Annotated in this window: 11 protein-coding genes; 5 read left to right on the top strand and 6 right to left on the bottom strand. The window is 74.9% G+C overall.

All coding sequences use genetic code 11. The features are described from left to right. Positions 1-248 precede the first annotated feature (248 nt). On the bottom strand, positions 249-1,502 hold the full coding sequence (gene purD / locus AB0M28_RS24480) for a phosphoribosylamine--glycine ligase (RefSeq protein WP_365408745.1): 1,254 nt from the start codon (positions 1,500-1,502) through the stop codon (positions 249-251). Between the two features lie 226 nt (positions 1,503-1,728). On the opposite strand from purD, the gene AB0M28_RS24475 reads away from it, so the two are divergent. Continuing rightward, positions 1,729-2,508 carry an SLATT domain-containing protein gene (locus AB0M28_RS24475; RefSeq protein ID WP_365408742.1) on the top strand — a complete coding sequence of 260 codons (780 nt, stop codon included), beginning with the start codon at positions 1,729-1,731 and terminating at the stop codon, positions 2,506-2,508. A 693-nt stretch (positions 2,509-3,201) separates the two neighbouring features. Here AB0M28_RS24475 and AB0M28_RS24470 read toward each other — a convergent pair. Beyond that, the gene (locus tag AB0M28_RS24470) at positions 3,202-3,849 is read right to left on the bottom strand and encodes a hypothetical protein (RefSeq protein ID WP_365408739.1); all 648 of its coding nucleotides are present in this window, start codon (positions 3,847-3,849) and stop codon (positions 3,202-3,204) included. Between the two features lie 10 nt (positions 3,850-3,859). Further along, complete coding sequence (locus AB0M28_RS24465; protein WP_365408736.1) at positions 3,860-4,576, bottom strand: GntR family transcriptional regulator; 717 nt, start codon at positions 4,574-4,576, stop codon at positions 3,860-3,862. Positions 4,577-5,160: 584 nt separating this feature from the next. Here AB0M28_RS24465 and AB0M28_RS24460 point away from each other — a divergent pair. Both AB0M28_RS24460 and AB0M28_RS24455 read left to right on the top strand, forming a co-directional pair. Continuing rightward, positions 5,161-6,945 carry a DUF4328 domain-containing protein gene (locus AB0M28_RS24460; protein ID WP_365408733.1) on the top strand — a complete coding sequence of 595 codons (1,785 nt, stop codon included), beginning with the start codon at positions 5,161-5,163 and terminating at the stop codon, positions 6,943-6,945. A 118-nt stretch (positions 6,946-7,063) separates the two neighbouring features. Continuing rightward, the gene (locus AB0M28_RS24455; protein WP_365408731.1) at positions 7,064-9,148 is read left to right on the top strand and encodes a serine/threonine-protein kinase; all 2,085 of its coding nucleotides are present in this window, start codon (positions 7,064-7,066) and stop codon (positions 9,146-9,148) included. A gap of 66 nt (positions 9,149-9,214) precedes the next feature. Here AB0M28_RS24455 and AB0M28_RS24450 read toward each other — a convergent pair whose 3' ends face one another. Next, a complete protein-coding gene (locus AB0M28_RS24450; protein ID WP_365408728.1) occupies positions 9,215-11,674 on the bottom strand; it encodes an FtsX-like permease family protein in 2,460 nt (819 codons plus the stop codon). After that, entirely contained in the window at positions 11,674-12,459 is a 786-nt protein-coding gene (locus tag AB0M28_RS24445; protein ID WP_365408725.1) for an ABC transporter ATP-binding protein, read from the bottom strand. The genes AB0M28_RS24450 and AB0M28_RS24445 overlap by 1 nt, the downstream gene beginning before the upstream one ends. A gap of 121 nt (positions 12,460-12,580) precedes the next feature. On the opposite strand from AB0M28_RS24445, the gene AB0M28_RS24440 reads away from it, so the two are divergent. Further along, positions 12,581-13,189 carry a response regulator transcription factor gene (locus AB0M28_RS24440; protein ID WP_365408722.1) on the top strand — a complete coding sequence of 203 codons (609 nt, stop codon included), beginning with the start codon at positions 12,581-12,583 and terminating at the stop codon, positions 13,187-13,189. Positions 13,190-13,254: 65 nt separating this feature from the next. After that, positions 13,255-13,788, top strand: coding sequence for a chloramphenicol phosphotransferase CPT (cpt, locus tag AB0M28_RS24435; RefSeq protein WP_365408720.1), 534 nt, complete (start codon positions 13,255-13,257; stop codon positions 13,786-13,788). 15 nt (positions 13,789-13,803) lie between these two features. Here the strand turns inward: cpt and AB0M28_RS24430 are convergent, their stop codons facing one another. After that, on the bottom strand, positions 13,804-15,852 hold the full coding sequence (locus AB0M28_RS24430) for a histidine kinase (RefSeq protein ID WP_365408717.1): 2,049 nt from the start codon (positions 15,850-15,852) through the stop codon (positions 13,804-13,806). Positions 15,853-16,338 lie beyond the last annotated feature (486 nt).

Here is a 16,338-nt window from a genome sequence, read left to right as displayed (position 1 = left end):
GGGCGCTTACCCCCACTGTGGCAGCCGGCGCCGACAGCGCAATGCCGGTGGGCCGGTCGGCCCCTTGACGCGGAGCCGGCGCGGCCGTCTGCGGGCTGCCCCGGCAGGCGTCTGCACGATAGTTGTGCCCGGTCCACGCGTCAGCCACTTGGCGCTGCGGTCACTCGATTGAATGGCTTTGGGCAAAGCTCCCCCGGGGGAGGGAGGGCCGGGGTAGTGGGCCCGCCCGGGGGTGAGGGGGTCGGAAGTTACTCGCCGGCCGCCGCGGCGGCGATGTCCGTGCGGTGGTGCGAGCCGGGCAGGCTGATGCGGGCGACCGCGGCGTACGCGCGCTCGCGGGCGGCGGCGAGGTCCTTGCCCACGGCGACCACGGACAGCACGCGGCCGCCCGCGCTGACCGTACGGCCCTCGGCGTCGAGCTTCGTGCCCGCGTGCAGGACGTATACGTCGGGGGCGTCCTCGCGCGCCACGGCGTCGAGGCCCTCGATCACGTCGCCCGTACGCGGCTGCGCCGGATAGCCGTTCGACGCGACGACGACGGTCACCGCCGCGGCGTCGCTCCACCGCAGCGGCGGGTGGTCCGCCAGCGCACCGGTCGACGCGGCGTACAGCAGGCCCGCCAGCGGGGTCTCCAGCCGGGCCAGGACCACCTGGGTCTCCGGGTCGCCGAAGCGCGCGTTGAACTCGATCACCCGCACACCGCGCGACGTGAGCGCGAGGCCCGCGTACAGCAGTCCGGAGAACGGCGTACCGCGCCGCCGCAGCTCGTCCACCGTCGGCTGCAGCACCGTGCGCAGCACCTCGTCGACCAGGCCGGGCTCCGTCCAGGGCAGCGGGGTGTAGGCGCCCATCCCCCCGGTGTTGGGGCCCTCGTCGCCGTCGTAGGCGCGCTTGAAGTCCTGCGCGGGGATCAGGGGTACGACCGTCTCGCCGTCGGTGACCGCGAACAGGCTGACCTCCGGCCCGTCGAGGTACTCCTCGATGACGACGCGCTCGCAGCCCGCCGCGTGGGCGCGGGCCGCGTCGATGTCGTCCGTGACGACGACGCCCTTGCCGGCCGCGAGGCCGTCGTCCTTCACCACGTACGGGGCGCCGAAGGCGTCGAGGGCCTCCTCGACCTCCTCGGCGGTGGTGCAGACGTAGCTGCGCGAGGTCGGTACGCCGGCCCCGGCCATCACGTCCTTCGCGAACGCCTTGGAGCCCTCGAGCTGCGCGGCGTCCAGGCCGGGTCCGAAGACCGGGATCTCCCGGTCCCGCACGGCGTCCGCCACGCCCGCGACGAGGGGGGCCTCGGGGCCTACGACGACCAGGTCGACGGCCAGCTCCTCGGCCAGCTCGGCGACGGCCTCACCGTCGAGGGCGTCGACGGGGTGCAGGGTGGCGTCGGCGGCGATGCCGGCGTTGCCGGGAGCGCAGTGCAGCCCGGTGACCTGGGGGTCTCGTGCGAGTGCGTGGCACAGGGCGTGTTCGCGGGCGCCGCCGCCGATGACTAGAACCTTCACGGGGGTGAGCCTATCGGCCCCGGGCGGGGGCCTTCGCCCGCGACGTCGGGCGCCCCGTCGGGCGCCCCGGCCCGGGCCCACCATCCGCCTGTCCGATTAACCGCCTATCCACCCCGTACGGGGTAATTACCCGGCTCACACCCCCCACGATCATCCATTTGGCGGTAGGAACGGAGCGCCAAGAACGCCAATCGCACCATCACCAGATGTCACAAGGAGCGCGGCCGTGTCGGAGGAGAACGCGGGGATGTCCGGGGAGACCGGATGGGGATGGCGAGGGGAACGCGCACGCCGCCCGGGCGGCGGAGGCCGGCCGGGGCGCGGCACCCGCGAGGACCTGCACGGTCAGCACTTCCCCCGGGGCGACTGGGGCGAGCCCGCGAAACGGCTCGACGAGGTGTACCAGTGGGTCGAGGACCACGCCCTGGAAACGGTCGCGTGGTACCTGCGCGACCGGCGCTGGAAGCGCCGCACGGCCCGCGCCCTGCGCACGCTCGCCGGCGCGGCGGCCGTCACGGGCGCGGCACTGCCGCTGGCGGACGTGGCGGGCGGGCTGCCGGGGGCGGCCCCCTGGGGGTTCCTGGCGCTGTTGGGGGCCGCCGCGAGTCTGGCGGCGGACCGTTGGTTCGGGCTTACGGCAGGATGGATGCGGGATGTGGCTACCGCACAGGCTGTGCAGCGTCGGCTGGAGGCGCTGCAGTTCGACTGGGCGTCGGAGAGCGTCCGTGAAGTGCTCGGGCCGACGGACGGTACGGCCTCGGAGGCCGCCGACCGGTGCCTGGCGGTGCTGCGGCGGTTCACGGAGGACGTGACCGAGCTCATCCGGGCGGAGACGGCGGACTGGATGATCACCTTCCGGGCGGGGCCTGCGGCTTTGCTGACGCAGTCGCAGGTCTGGATCCGGTTCCCGGATCCAGGGGGTCATGGCCGTTTCCCCTTCCCCCCTCCGGGGGGTGGGGTGCGGGCGCCGATGCCTCGGCAGCGGCCGCCTGAGGGGTCGCGGTGAGGGGCGCTGCGCGGTGCGGTTGGCGCCGGCTGACGCGGGTCGGCGCTGCGCGCCTCGTCCTCAGGCGCCGGACGGGCTTGATCGGTGCCGGTCAGCTGACGCCGCGAGGCTGCGGTCCCGCCGGCGCCTGCGGCGCGGTTCGGCGCTCCGCGCCTCAGTCCTCAAACGCCGGACGGGCTTGGGGGTCGCCTTGCGTCGGCTGACGCGGTCGGCGCTGCGCGCCTCGTCCTCAGGCGCCGGACGGGCTTGATGGGTGCCGGTCAGCTGACGCTGCGAGGCTGCGGTCCCGCCGGCGCCTGCGGCGCGGTTCGGCGCTCCGCGCCTCAGTCCTCAAACGCCGGACGGGCTGGGATCGGTGCCGGTCACGCTGCGAGCGTCCGGTGTCGCTGGCGCCTGCGGCGCGGTTCGGCGCTTCGCGCCTCAGTCCTCAAGCGCCGGTGGTTGCGTCGGGTGACGCGGTTCGGGCTTCGCCCGAAGTTCTCGAACGCCGGACGGGTGGCTGGGGGTGGGGGCGAGGTCCTGCGCGATCGTCTGCCTGGGCGCGGGCATCGCCCCCTCCTCGTACCGGGCCCCACCCCTAGGCGCCGGCGTCAGGTAAGACGGCCCGTAACGGGTGGCGTGTGGGTGGGGGCAATCCCGCGCCGAAGGCGCGGGCGGCGCCGGACACCACCGCAGCGCGAAGCCTGCGCGTGGCTAGCTGAAGACGATCATCGAGCCCTGGGCGAGGCTCCGCGTGGCCGCCGCGTGCAGGCCCAGCCACACGTGGCGTTCGCGGCCGAAGGGGCCCGGCTCGTAGTGGACGGCCGCCGGTTCGCCGAGTTCCGTGGGGCCCGGTGGGGGCGGGGGAGGCGGTGGGGGGTTGTCGGGGTCGAGGCCGAGGGGCGGAGCGATCGCGGCGAGTTCGCGCAGGAGGCCCTGGGCGGAGCCGAGCGGGCCGCCGTCCGCCAGCAGCTCGTCGTTGCTGAGCGGCGCCGCGAAGTCCACGGGGACGTACGCCCCCGCGTGGTCGTAGTGCCAGACGAGGTGCGACTGGCGGGCCGTGGCCTCGAACATCTCCAGCAGCTGCTCGTAGTCCGAGCCCAGCTCCCCGACCGGCGTGACCTCCAGCCCGCAGAGCTGCAGCAGATACGCCCGCCGCAGGAAGTGCAGCGCGTCGTAGTCGAAGCCCGCGACGGGCGCGACGTCGCCGGACAGGCCCGGCATGTAGGTGTGGACGGGGACAGGCGGGAGGCCCGCCTCGCCGAGGGCCTTGTCGTACCGGGCCAGCTCTTCGGCGAAGGGATTGTCCGGGCTCTGACACAGCACGTCGACGAGCGGGACGAGCCACAGGTCACACGCCAAGGAACGGCTCCTATCCGGGTTCGGTGTCCGGTGCCGGGCCAGCGTAGTGGTCCGGACGGGATTCGGCGCCGGTGAGGCGGTCGATCAACTCCAGGGAGTGCAGGTTGTACGCGCGGACGATCGATTCGACGGCGGCCGGATCCCGCTGCTCGATCGCGTCCACCAGGGCGCCCTGGCCGCGCCAGAACACGGTGGTGAGATCGGCACGGCCCCGCAGCAGCGGCACCGCGAAGACCCAGCACCGTACGCGCACGCCGTCCAGGAACTCCGTGAGATAAGGGTTCCCGCTGAGGGCCCCGATCTCACGCCAGAAGCGCAGGTCGTAGTGGACGAGTACGTCGATGTCGCCGGCCTTCGCCGCGCGCTCGGCCTCCTCGCCGCGGCGCCGCATCGCGGCCAGCGCCTCCGGCCGGGCGGGGCGCAGTACGCCGTTGCCGGCGGAGCGGAACAGGCCCCCGATCACGATCGTCCGGGCCTCGATCAGCGAGCGGAACTCGGCCGCCGTGAAGGCGTGCACCGTGTAGCCGCGGTGCTCCTCCACGTCGAGCAGTCCCTGGGCGGCCAGGTCGACCAACGCCTCGCGGACGGGGGTGGCGGAGACGCCGTACTGCTCGGCGAGCTGTCTGACCGTGATGCCCTGGCCGGCTGCCAGCCGGCCGGCGAGGATCTCGTCGCGCAGGGCATCGGCTAGCTGCGAGCGCAAGGTGTCGCGGCGGACGATGGGCATGGCGGGCTCCTCTGGCTGACGCCACCCCACCTTAGGCGGCGCCGCTGACATCCACCTCCCGCCCCCTTGCGGTGTGGGCCGGGGGCCGCCTTTCCGGGGGGTGTGGGGCGTGGTCGGCGCCGCCCCGCGCCTTCGGCGCGGGGATTGCCCCCACCCGCACGCCACCCGTTGCGGTGTTGCCTGGTCACCGCCGGTGCCTGGGGGTGTGGGGAGGCTGCCGGACGCATCACAGCGCAGCCCAACCGGAAGCCCTCTTTGGAGGCCAGACGGATCACAACGGCCCAGCCGACAAGCCAGACCGATCACAACAGCCCAGCCAGCAAGCCAGACGGATCGCAGCCCAGCCCAACCACCAGCCCCCATGGGAAGCCAACCGCATCACAGCGCAGCAGCCCGGCCGCAAACCCTCCGGAGGCCAACCGCATCACAACCCAGCCCAACCCACGAGCCGCAAAGCCACCCCCGCCCACCACCACAACGCCCCCCAGAACCAACCCGCCCCCGCCCGCGTCATTGCCGGAGCGGCTGTCTGCCTCGGGCGGTAGGCTGGCGACCGGCAGATCGCGAGGGGAGCGCGTCTCACCATGGAACACCTCGGGCCCGACGACCCCCGCAGGGTGGGCGCCTACCGGCTGTTGGGCCGGCTGGGCGAGGGCGGTATGGGCAGGGTCTATCTGGCCCGTTCGGAGCGCGGCCGTACGGTCGCGGTGAAGCTGGTGCGCGAGGAGCTGGCGCGCGAGCCGGAGTTCCGGCGCCGCTTCGCGCAGGAGGTCGCCGCGGCGCAGCGCGTGGGCGGCGAGTGGACGGCGCCGGTGCTGGACGCCGACACCACGGCCGCGACGCCCTGGGTGGCCACGGGGTATGTGGCGGGCCCGTCGCTGTTCGACGTGGTGGCCCGGGAGCACGGCAAGCTGCCGGAGGCCAGCGTGCTGTCGCTGGCGGCCGGACTGGTGCGCGCCCTGGAGGCGATACACGGCGCGGGGCTGGTGCACCGCGATCTGAAGCCGTCCAACATCCTCGTCACCATCGACGGCCCCCGCGTCATCGACTTCGGCATCGCCCGCGCGCTGGACTCCATGTCCACCGGCGGCGGCGCGATGACGCACACGGGCGCGGTGATCGGCTCGCCCGGCTTCATGTCGCCGGAGCAGGTGCGCGGCGAGCGGGTGGGCCCGCTGAGCGACGTGTTCTGCCTGGGCTCCGTGCTGGCGTTCGCGGCCACGGGCCGGATGCCCTTCGGTACGGAGGACAGCGGCGTACACGCGCTGATGTTCCGTATCGCGCAGGAGGAGCCCGACCTCAGCGGTCTGGACGGCCGGCTGCTGGAGCTCGTACGGGACTGTCTGGCGAAGGATCCCGCCCAGCGGCCTTCGGTCGCCGAGCTGGTGCGCTCGACCACCCCCGAGGCGGACGACGCGGCGCGCGGCGTGCCGTGGCTGCCGGGTGAGCTGCTGGCCCATCTGGGGCGGCGGGCCGTGCAGTTGCTGGACGCCGAGTCGCCGACGACGACGAAGACCCCCGCCCCACGCCGGCCGCAGGCGGCCGCCGCGGCGGCCCCGGGGCCGGGCGGCGGCGGCGCGGTGCCGTACGTGCCGGTCGCCCCGCAGACCCCGCCGCACACCCCGCCGCAGCACATCCCGCAGACGCCGCCGCCCTCGCCGTACGCCGCGGGCGGCTACCCGCAGCCGCAGCCGGGCTGGCAGACGCCCCCGCCGCCGTACGGGGCGATGGCGGGCGGCCGGCCGCAGATCGCGCGGCCCGTGCGCGGGCTGGCCACCGCGGCGACCATCCTGCTGGGGCTGTGCGCGGTCGTGCAGTCCGCGGAGCTGATGTTCTTCCTCAGCAGCTACGGGGACATGGACGACCTGCAGTACAGCGGCGGCTGGTCCTCGCGCGTGGACGTCGCCGACAGCTTCCTGGCGGTGGGGGTGCTCAGCTTCCTCGCGACGATCGTGGTGTGGATCGTGTGGTTCCACCGGGTGCGCTGCAACGCCGAGACGTTCGCGCCGGGGCGGCTGCGGATGGGCACGGGGATGGCGGTCGGCGGCTGGTTCATCCCGGTGGCGTGGTGGTGGATACCCAAGCAGATCGCCAACGACGTACAGCGCGCGAGCGCCCCGGTGCCGCCCGGTCCCGGATCGGGCGCGCTGAACGGCTGGTGGTGGTCGTGGGTGTTCACGCTCTGCTTCTGGGTGGCCGACTGGGGCGCCTGGGAGACCACGGACACGGCGTCGGAGGCCAAGGACATCCTCCTGGTCAACATGCTCGGCGACATCGTCACGGTCTCGGCGGCGGTGTTCGGGCTGGTGTGGGTGCAGCGGCTGTCGTCGCTGCAGGAGCAGCGGATGCGGATGCAGGGCGCGCTGTAGGGGCGTTCCCGGCACACGGCACCGCCACGTCGCACCCCGTACGAACCTATCGCTGGCCCCGGCGGCGGAATACGGCCTAACCTGTCAAAGCGCCGTATCTCGGGGGGAGCTGTGCGGCATGGACGTCCTTGAACCACTGCGACCATCGGATCCCCGGACGATCGGGGGCTACCGGCTGCTGCGCCGGCTGGGCTCCGGCGGCATGGGGCAGGTCTATCTGGGCCGTACGCCGGGCGGGCGCGCCGTCGCGGTCAAGCTCGTGAAGGCGGAGGTGGCCGAGGAGGCCGAGTTCCGCCACCGGTTCCGCCTGGAGGTCGAGGCGGCGCGGCGCGTCGGCGGCACCTGGACGGCGCCGGTGCTCGCCGCGGACACCGAGGCGGAGGTGCCGTGGGTGGCCACGGGCTATCTCGCGGGCCTGTCGCTGCACTCGGTCGTCGCCGAGGACTTCGGCGCGTTACCCGAGTACTCCGTGCGCGCCCTGGGCAACGGGCTGGCGGAGGCGCTGCGCGCGATCCACTCCGTGGGAATCGTCCACCGCGATCTGAAACCGTCGAACGTGCTGGTCACCGTGGGCGGTCCGCGGATCATCGACTTCGGGATCGTCCGGGCGCTGGAGCCGCTGTCGGGCAGCGGGCTGCGCACGATGACCGGGGCGGTGCTGGGTTCGCCCGGCTTCATGTCGCCGGAGCAGGTGCGCGGCGAACCGGTCACGCCGGCCAGCGACGTGTTCTGCCTGGGCGCGGTGCTGGCGTTCGCGGCGACGGCGCGGATGCCCTTCGGCCGTACGGACAGCGGGGCGCACGCGGTGATGTACCGCATCGCGGAGGGCGATCCGGACCTCACGGGGCTGCCGCAGGGGCTGCTCGGGCTGGTACGGGGATGTCTCGCGCGCGAGGCCCGGGACCGGATATCGCTGTCGGCGGTGCTCGCGCTGACCGGCGCTGAGGACATGGGCGTGGGGCGGGGGAGGCCGTGGCTGCCCGGTGAGGTGCTGACGAGGCTGGGGCGGCAGAGCGAGCTGCTGCTGGACGTGGAGGAGCTGCCGGTCAGCGAGGTGGCGCCGCAGTACGCGGCGACGGAGGTCGCGCTGCCGTCGCAGCGGGAGCCGTCCACGCCACCGGGCGGAGGGCCGGGAACGCCGCCGGGCGCGGGGCAGTGGACGCCCCCCGGCGCAGGCCAGGCAACTCCGCCGGGCGCGGGCCAGTGGACACCCCCCGGCGCGGGCCAGGGGACGCCGCCCGGCGTCTTCGGCCCCCTGTACGAACCCACCACCGAGACCCCGTTGCCTCCCCCCGCCCCCACCCCGGGCCTCCCCCCGCCGGCCGGCGGGGACAGCGGCCGGCGCGGCTGGTGGCACCGGCGGGCGCTGCGTGCCGCGGCCATCGCCGTACCGCTGCTGCTGCTCGCGGGCGGCGGCTGGCTGCTGTTGGGCTCCGGCGACAAGGCCGACGGCGGCGGCGACCCCTGGGCCTCCGCCACCGCCCCCTCCCCCGACCCCGGCGAACGCTCCGACCTGCCGCAGTCGATGACCGGCGCCTGGGAGGGCGTCGGCGAGGACGCCGACGGCCGCATCCGGGTGGAGCTGCGCTCCGGACAGGTCGGTACGGGGGTGGGCGTCGCGTACAACATGTCCGTCGAGAACCTCTGCGTACGGCGGCTGGTGCTGGTCAAGACCGGCGCCCGGCTGGTCCTGCACCACGCGGAGACCCTGCGGCGCATCCCCACGGACTCCTGCGTCTCGCGGGACGACCACGTCCGCGAGATCTGGCTCGAGGGCAACGTCCTGCACTGGAAGAACGGCAAGGGCCAGGTCTCCGACCTGCACAGCGCGTCCGCCGATCCGACGCCCGTCCCCGAGGCGTTCATCGGCGAGTGGGAGGCGGACCGGAACTTCAAGGGGACCAAGTCGAAGCTGCACATCGTCATCGAGCAGGGCGGCTTCGGCGAGCCGGTCGAGCAGCGCACCCAGGAGTGGGACAACGTGTGGTGCCGCTGGAACGGTTTCCTGATCTCGGTCCAGCAGAGCGGCCGGAGGCTGGCGTTCACCCCGTACGAACTGGATCCGCAGGCGACATCGAGCGCGACGTGCGATCCGAGCCGCTGGCACGAACTGGAGATCGTCGACGCGGACACGATGCGCTCCACCGTCCCCGGCAGCGGCGAACCGCCGATCGTCTACACCCGGGTGAAGACGACGACCTGACGCCCACGACAGCGGGGCGGGCGGGCCGGCCACCGACCAGCCGCCCACCCGCCCCCCGTCCGACGCTCACCGCGCCCCGATCTCCTCCGCCGGATGCCGGCGCAGCGCCACCCGCGCCGGGACGGCCGTCGCGATGAGCGCGAGCGCCGTCGCGGCGGCGACCACCGCCCCGTACACCCCCAGCGGCGCGTGGGGCGCGGCCCGCCCCGTCATCCCCGCGGCGAACGCCGTCAGCGTGACGGCCGCGATCCCCGTGCCCAGCAGCCCGGCGACCACCACCGCGGCGAGCGTCTCCAGCCGCAGCATCCGCAGCACCTGCCGCCGCGTCGTACCGACCAGCCGCAGCAGCGCCAACTCCCGTGCCCGGTCGGCCGTGGACATCGCCAGCGTGTTCACCACGGCGATCGCGGTGAAGGCGATGATGAGCCCCATCGCGACATAGTTGACCTCCGCGTTGGGCGCCGCCGAGGCGACCGCCTCGCTCCAGTCCATGACCGTCGCGCCGGGCACGGCACGCGACACCTCCGCGCGGGACAGCCCGGGGGCGGCCACCAGCAGCGTGCTCATCGGATCGTCGACATGCCGGGCCACCAGCGCGTGGTCGAGGGTGAGTTCGCCGAAGCCCAGCCCGCGGGAGTAGACCGCGACGACCTTCAGCGCGACGGGCGTCCCGTCCCCGAGCGTGAGCCGCACGCTGTCCCCCACCCCGACGCCCAGGCGCGACGCGGCGCCCGCGCTGACGGCCAGCGTGTCCGCGGCCAGGCGGTTCAGGGAGCCGGCGGTCACGCCGAGGTCGGAGGTGCGGTCCAGGCCCCGCGGCGTCACACCCTGGACGGAGTACTTCGTCAGCCCGGCCCGTACCGTCGTGCGCAGCACCTCGGTGACCGCCGAGACGCCCTCGGTCGCCCGCAGCGCGTCCGCCTGCGCGGCCGGGACCCTGGGCCCGAGCACGTAGTCGGCGCGGTTGCCCGCGGCCGCCTCCTCGCGGGCGGCGTGCCCCATGGTCGTCTGTACGAAGAGGATCGTGCAGGTCATCCCGACGAGCAGGGCGAGCGGCGTGACGACGGACGCCAGCCGCCGCGCCCCGGTGCGCAGGTTGGCCGCCGCGAGATGGCCGGCGGTCCGCGAGGCCCGCAGCGGTACGCCGAGCACCCCGGCGGCACCCCGCGCCAGCAGCGGCCCGAGCAGGGCCACGGCGACCGTCCACACCAGGGCGGTCAGCATCGTCACCGGGCTCGACGCGGCCTCGGTGTCCAGCGACGACAGCACGAGGGTGAGGACGGTCCCGCCCGCGGCGGCCAGCAGACCGGCGACCAGCCGGGGCCACGGCACCCGGGCGGTGGGCAGGGCGGCCTCGCCCAGTGCCTCGACGGGCCGGATCCGCGCCGCGCGGCGGGCGGTGAGCCGGGCGGCGGCCCAGGCGGCGAGGAGCGTGGCGCCCAGCGCGGCGGCCGCGGGGAACGGGCTGACGACCAGGTGCAGATGCTCGGGCACGGCGCCCAGCTCCACGAACCGGGACCGCAGCCACTGCCCGAGCCCGACGCCGGCGGCCACACCCGGCACACCCGCGACGGCGCCGACGATCAGCGCCTCGCGCCCCAGCAGCCGGCGCAGCTGCCGCGGGGTGGCGGCGACGGCCCGCAGCAGCGCGATCTCCCGCTGCCGCTGCTGCACGGTGAGGGCGAAGGTGCCGACCACGACGAGGACGGCGACCAGCAGCGACGTACCGCCCAGCGCCCCGCCCAGGCTGATCAGCTTGATCCTGGCCTGCTCCGTACCGGGGAACTCCGCCTTTCCGCGGTCGCCCCCGGTGTGGACGAGGGCCTTGCTGCCCCTGACCGCCTCCTGGAACGCCGCCCCGTCGGCCGCGCCCGCCGGGAAGACCCCGATCGCACTCACCTGTCCCGGCCGCCCGGCGAGCCGGGTGGCCTCGGCGGGGGCGAAGAAGAGGGTCCGCTCACTGGGCAGGGCCTGCGCGGTGACCCCGACGACCCGGAGCGTGGCCGCTCCCGCGCCGGTCAGCGCCCGGATCCGGTCGCCGACCCGCGCCCCGCGCCCCGCGTCCACGACGATCTCGCCGCCGCGCTCCGGGGCGCGGCCCTCGGCCAGGGTGAACGGGGTCATGACGGCGGCGTCCCAGCCGTGGCCCTGCGCCTTGTCGCCGCCCGCCAGGTAGACCGGGAAGGTCACATCGGTGACGACCTTCCGTACGCCGGGCAGGGTCCGCAGCTCTCCGGCGAGGGAGGCGGGGATCCAGGCGCGTTCGGCGATCTGCTTGGCCTTGTGCTTCTTCTTGCCCTTCTTCTTCACGACCGTCTGGTGGACGTACTGGTCGCCCGCGACGACCACCGACGTACCGGCGAAGCGCTCCGGTGCGACCTTGCCGCGCAGCCCCGTCTCCAGCAGCATGCCGCAGGCGGTGATCAGCGCGGCGGCGCACATCAGCGTGACGAACGCGCCGGCGAAGCCGGCCTTGCGGTGGCGCAGCGACCGCAGCGCGAAGTGCAGAATCCCCTGGCTCCTCATCACTTCCACGCTCCCAGCCGGGTCATCCGCTCGGCGACCTTGTCGGCCGTCGGGCGCTCGGTCGAGTCCACGATCCGGCCGTCGGCCAGGAACAGCACGGTGTCCGCGTACGAGGCGGCCACCGGGTCGTGCGTCACCATGACGACCGTCTGCCGCATCTCGTCGACGATCTCCCGGAGCAGCGTCAGCACGTCGCGGGCGGTCATCGTGTCGAGGGCGCCGGTGGGTTCGTCCCCGAAGACGACCTCGGGGCGGGTGGCGAGGGCCCGGGCGACGGCCACGCGCTGCTGCTGGCCGCCGGAGAGCTGGGCGGGCCGGTGGCCGGTGCGGCCCTGGAGGCCGACCCGGTGCAGGACGGCGTCCAGCCACGCCCGGTCGGGACGGGTGCCGGCGAGGCGCAGGGGGAGGGTGATGTTCTCCAGGACCGTCAGGGACGGGATGAGGTTGAACGCCTGGAAGACGAAGCCCACGCGGTCGCGGCGGAGTTCGGTGAGCCGGGTCTCGTTCATGCCGGTCAGCTCGGTGCCGCCGAGCCGTACGCTGCCGGCGGTCGGCGTGTCCAGGCCGGCCGCGCAGTGCAGGAACGTGCTCTTGCCGGAGCCGGAGGGGCCCATCACGGCGGTGAAGCTGCCGCGCGGGATCGCCAGGCTGACCTCGCGCAGGGCGGCCACGGCGCCTTGGCCTCTGCCGTAGACCCTGCTTACGTCGGTGAGGGTGACCGCGCTTGCGTCGGGGCGGGTGGCTGCGCTGTCGTCGGTGCGGGTGGCTGCGTCGTCCGTCTTCATGCCCCCAAGCCTTCCGGCGGGCGGCGCGCGGGGACATGGACGTCCTCCTGACCTGGCTATGACCTCGTCATGAAACGGACGTCGCGGACGCCGCCGGGGGCTCCCTGCTTACGATGGCTCCGTGATCCGCGTACTCATAGCCGAGGACCAGCGCGTCATCCAGGGCGCGTTGGCGGCGCTGCTGGGGCTGGAGGACGACCTGGAGGTCGTCGACACCGTCGACAGCGGTGCGGGGGCGGTGAGTTCCGCGCTCGTGCACCGGCCGGACGTCGCCGTCCTGGACATCGACATGCCCGGGGAGCTCGACGGCCTCGACGCGGCGGCGCGGCTGCGCTCGGGGCTCCCCGGCTGCCGGGTCCTGATGCTCACGGCGTACGGCAAACCCGGCCATCTGCGGCGGGCGCTCGCCGCGCGGGTCGACGGCTTCCTGCTGAAGACGGCCCCGCCGGAGGACCTCGTGGCGGCGATCCGCCGGGTCGTCGCCGGCGAGCGCGTCCTCGACCCGTCGCTCGCGGTCACGGCGTGGGACCTGGCGGACAACCCGCTCACCTCACGCGAGACGGACGTCCTGCGCCTGGCCGCGGAGGGCGCGGAGGCCCCGGAGATGGCGGCCCGCCTGCACCTCTCGGCGGGCACGGTGCGCAACTACCTCACGGGCATCGTCACGAAGCTCAACGCCCGCAACCGCACGGACGCGGTGCGGATCGCGTCGGAGGCGGGCTGGATCTGAGGCCGCTCGGGGCTCGGGCCGGAAACCGGTTCGGGATCGGGCCGCGACGCCTTTACCGTGGCCCCGTGACAACTCAAGTGATCGTGCTCAACGGCGGTTCCAGCTCCGGCAAGTCCCGCCTCCTGAGATCGCTGCAGACCGTGCTCGACCAGCCGTGGCTCGCCGCCGCCATCGACTCGCTCATCGACGCGATGCCCGCGTCCATGCAGGCCACCGACACCGGGATCGGGTTCGCCGACGACGGCGGTGTGAGCATCGGGGACGAGTTCCGGAGGCTGGAGGCGGCGTGGATGCAGGGCGTCGCCGCCATGGCCCGGGCCGGGGCGCCCGTCATCGTGGACGACGTCTTCCTCGGCGGGGCCGCGTCGCAGGAGCGGTGGCGCACGGCCCTGCGCGGGCTGGACGTGCTGTGGGTCGGCGTCCGGTGCGACGCCTCCGTCGCGGCGGCCCGCGAGAGCGCCCGCGGCGACCGGGCGCCCGGCATGGCGGAGCAGCAGGCGGAGCTCGTGCACCAGGGTGTGGTCTACGACCTGGAGGTGGACACCACGCACACCGACTCGCTGGACTGCGCGCGGGTCATCGCCGCCCGGGTCGGCTGACGGGGAGCGCCCGGGTCAGCCGACCGGGAGCGCCCGGACGACCGGTGCGGGCAGCTGTGCCTCAAGGACGAACCAGCCGTCCTGTGACGCCGACGCGCTCAGCGTCCCGCGCAGCGTCGCCAGGCGGGTCGTCAGGTTCCCGATGCCGGACGAGCCGCGCCGGCCGCCCGCGCCGGTGGGCGCGCCGTCGTTGCGTACGACCAGCAGCACGTCCCCGTCCCGCCGGGCCGTCGAGATGGCGCAGCGGGTGGCCGCGCTGTGCCGCAGCACGTTCGTCACCGCCTCGCGCAGCGCCGCGCCCAGCACGGTCTCCGCGTCCTCGGGCAGCTCGCCGTGGTCCAGCGTCACCGCCGCGTCGATCGACGCGGCGGCGAGCACCGAGCGGGCGGACTCCGCCTCCGTGGCCAGCGACAGCCGCACCACGCCGCCGGAGGCGGCCCGTAGATCCGCCTCCCCGCGCCGGGTCATGGTGAGGACGTCCTCGAGTTCGGTACGGGCACGTTCCGGCGGAAGCCGCCGCGCCAGCTCGCACTTGAGGAGGATCGCGGCGAGGCTGTGCCCGAGCAGGTCGTGCAGGTCGCGGGCGGCGCGCAGCCGTTCCTCGACCACTGCGGCGCGGGCGAGGCGCTGCCGCGCCTCCTGCAGCTCTCTGACGATCTGCGCCAGCCGCAGCAGCCCGTACACCACCAGCCCCGTGACCAGCGTGGACACCGTGTAGTTGACGGTCACGGCGCCCGGCAGCCCCAGCGCGGCGCCGGCCCCCGCGACGCCTGCCGCCACCAGCGCGACCGCCGGCCACGCCAGCCGGCGGGGCAGCGCCAGCAGCAGCGGGCCGGCGAGGAAGCCGGCCACCCCCAGCCACACCTCCCCGAAGAACGGCACCGGCAGCCACGTCAGCCCCGCCATCAGTGCGAGCCGCACGGGATGGCGGCCGTGGACGGACGACAGCTGCAGCCCGACGATCGCCACGAGGCCGAGGGCGGCCGCCGCCAGCAGCAGGGGCTCGCCGGGGAGTTGGAGCAGGGCCTTCACGCAGAAGCCGGCGAGGACGGTGGCGAGGAGGACGAAGGAGAGCCGGTAGGCACGGTCGTCCGCGTCGGTCCCGGTCTGCTGCCGGGTCGCCGGGACGGCGGCCTCGACGTACGGCCGGCCCTGCGGGGTGAGCCCCGTGGCCAGCGAGCCGCCGGCCTCCGCGAGCCGGGCCGGCAGGTCGCCGAGGCTGTCGTCCTCGGCGGTACGGGCCCCGTCGCTGACGATCCGCAGCCGGATCCGGCCGTCGTCGGTGCGGGTCTCGATCAGGCAGCCGGTGGCCGTGCCGCGGCCGACGACGTCGGTGACGGCCTCGCGCAGTACGTGGGCCAGCGCCGCGCCCGCGGGGCCGAGCGGCTCGGTGTGACCGGAGCGGACCTCGGCCTCGATCCCGGCGGCGGTGAGCATCGCGCGGGCGGTGGTGAGCTCCGGCGCCAGGGACATCGCACGCCAGCCGGCGGCGGAGGCCCGCGCGTCGGCGAGGCAGCCGCGGGCGGAGCGGGTGACCTCGGCCAGTACGTCCTGCGCGCGGTCGGGGCGGGCGAGGGCGGCCTGCGCGCCGGCGGCGATCCGGGCGAGGCCGCGCCCGAGCCCGGCGCCGAGTTCGGCGGCGATGGCGAGGCGCTCCTCGGCGGTCGCCGCGACGGCGAGGCCTAGGCGGGCGGCGTGCAGTTCGCTTGCGCGTCGGGTGAGGGTTGTCAGTCCGTACAGGACGAGGCTGATGAGCGCCATGCTGATGGTGTCGTCGACGGAGCCGAGCAGGGCGGCGCTGCTTGTGACGCCCGCGAGCGCGGGCCAGGCGATCCGCCTCGGCAGGGCGAGCAGCGCTGCGCACCCGGTGAATCCCAGTACGCCGACGGACGCGTCGGTGGCGGCCACTGCCGTGTACCCGGCTGCCGCCTGTGCGGCGAGCAGCGTGCGGGCGGTGGGCTTCCACAGCACCTGTGCGAGGTGTACCGCGAGTGCGACGAGGGCGAGGGGCGCCCCGGCGAGCACGTACACGGCCGCGAACGCCCCACCCACGACAACACCCACACCCCGCACCGCCCCCGGCATGGCACCCTCCCCGCAGCGATCATAGGCGGCGCCCCCCACGGTCCGGCCTGGCGGCCGGGGCGGCTGGACGGCGCGGGGCACGCACACCGCCGGGGCCCCGGGGCGCCACCGATGCGGGGCACGCACACCGCCGTGGTCCCGGGGGCGCTGTCGTCTGCGGGGCCGCTGCGCCCGCCCGTGCCGCCCCCTGGGCGGCCCAGCCGCCCGCAGCGTTGCGACGCCAGCCGGACGCAGCTTTGCGCCGTCAGCCGGACGCAGCCTTGCGCGGTCAGCCACCGCAGCTTCGCGACGTCAGCCGGACGCAGCCTTGCGACGTCAGCCGCTCGCAGCGTTGCGGCGGGGCCGCTGGGCGCGGGGGCGGGGGTCGCGCAGCCTGCGGGCAGGCGTGCCGCAGGGCGGCACGGGTGGGCGCAGGCGAACCGCAGCCATCGTCACCCGACGCGACCACCCCCCCACCCCCCCCGA

It is taken from the genome of Streptomyces sp. NPDC051940, from assembly GCF_040680895.1.
Lineage (GTDB): Bacteria > Actinomycetota > Actinomycetes > Streptomycetales > Streptomycetaceae > Streptomyces.
Note: the sequence above shows the minus strand (reverse complement) of the source record. Positions and strands in the feature narration are given on the sequence as shown.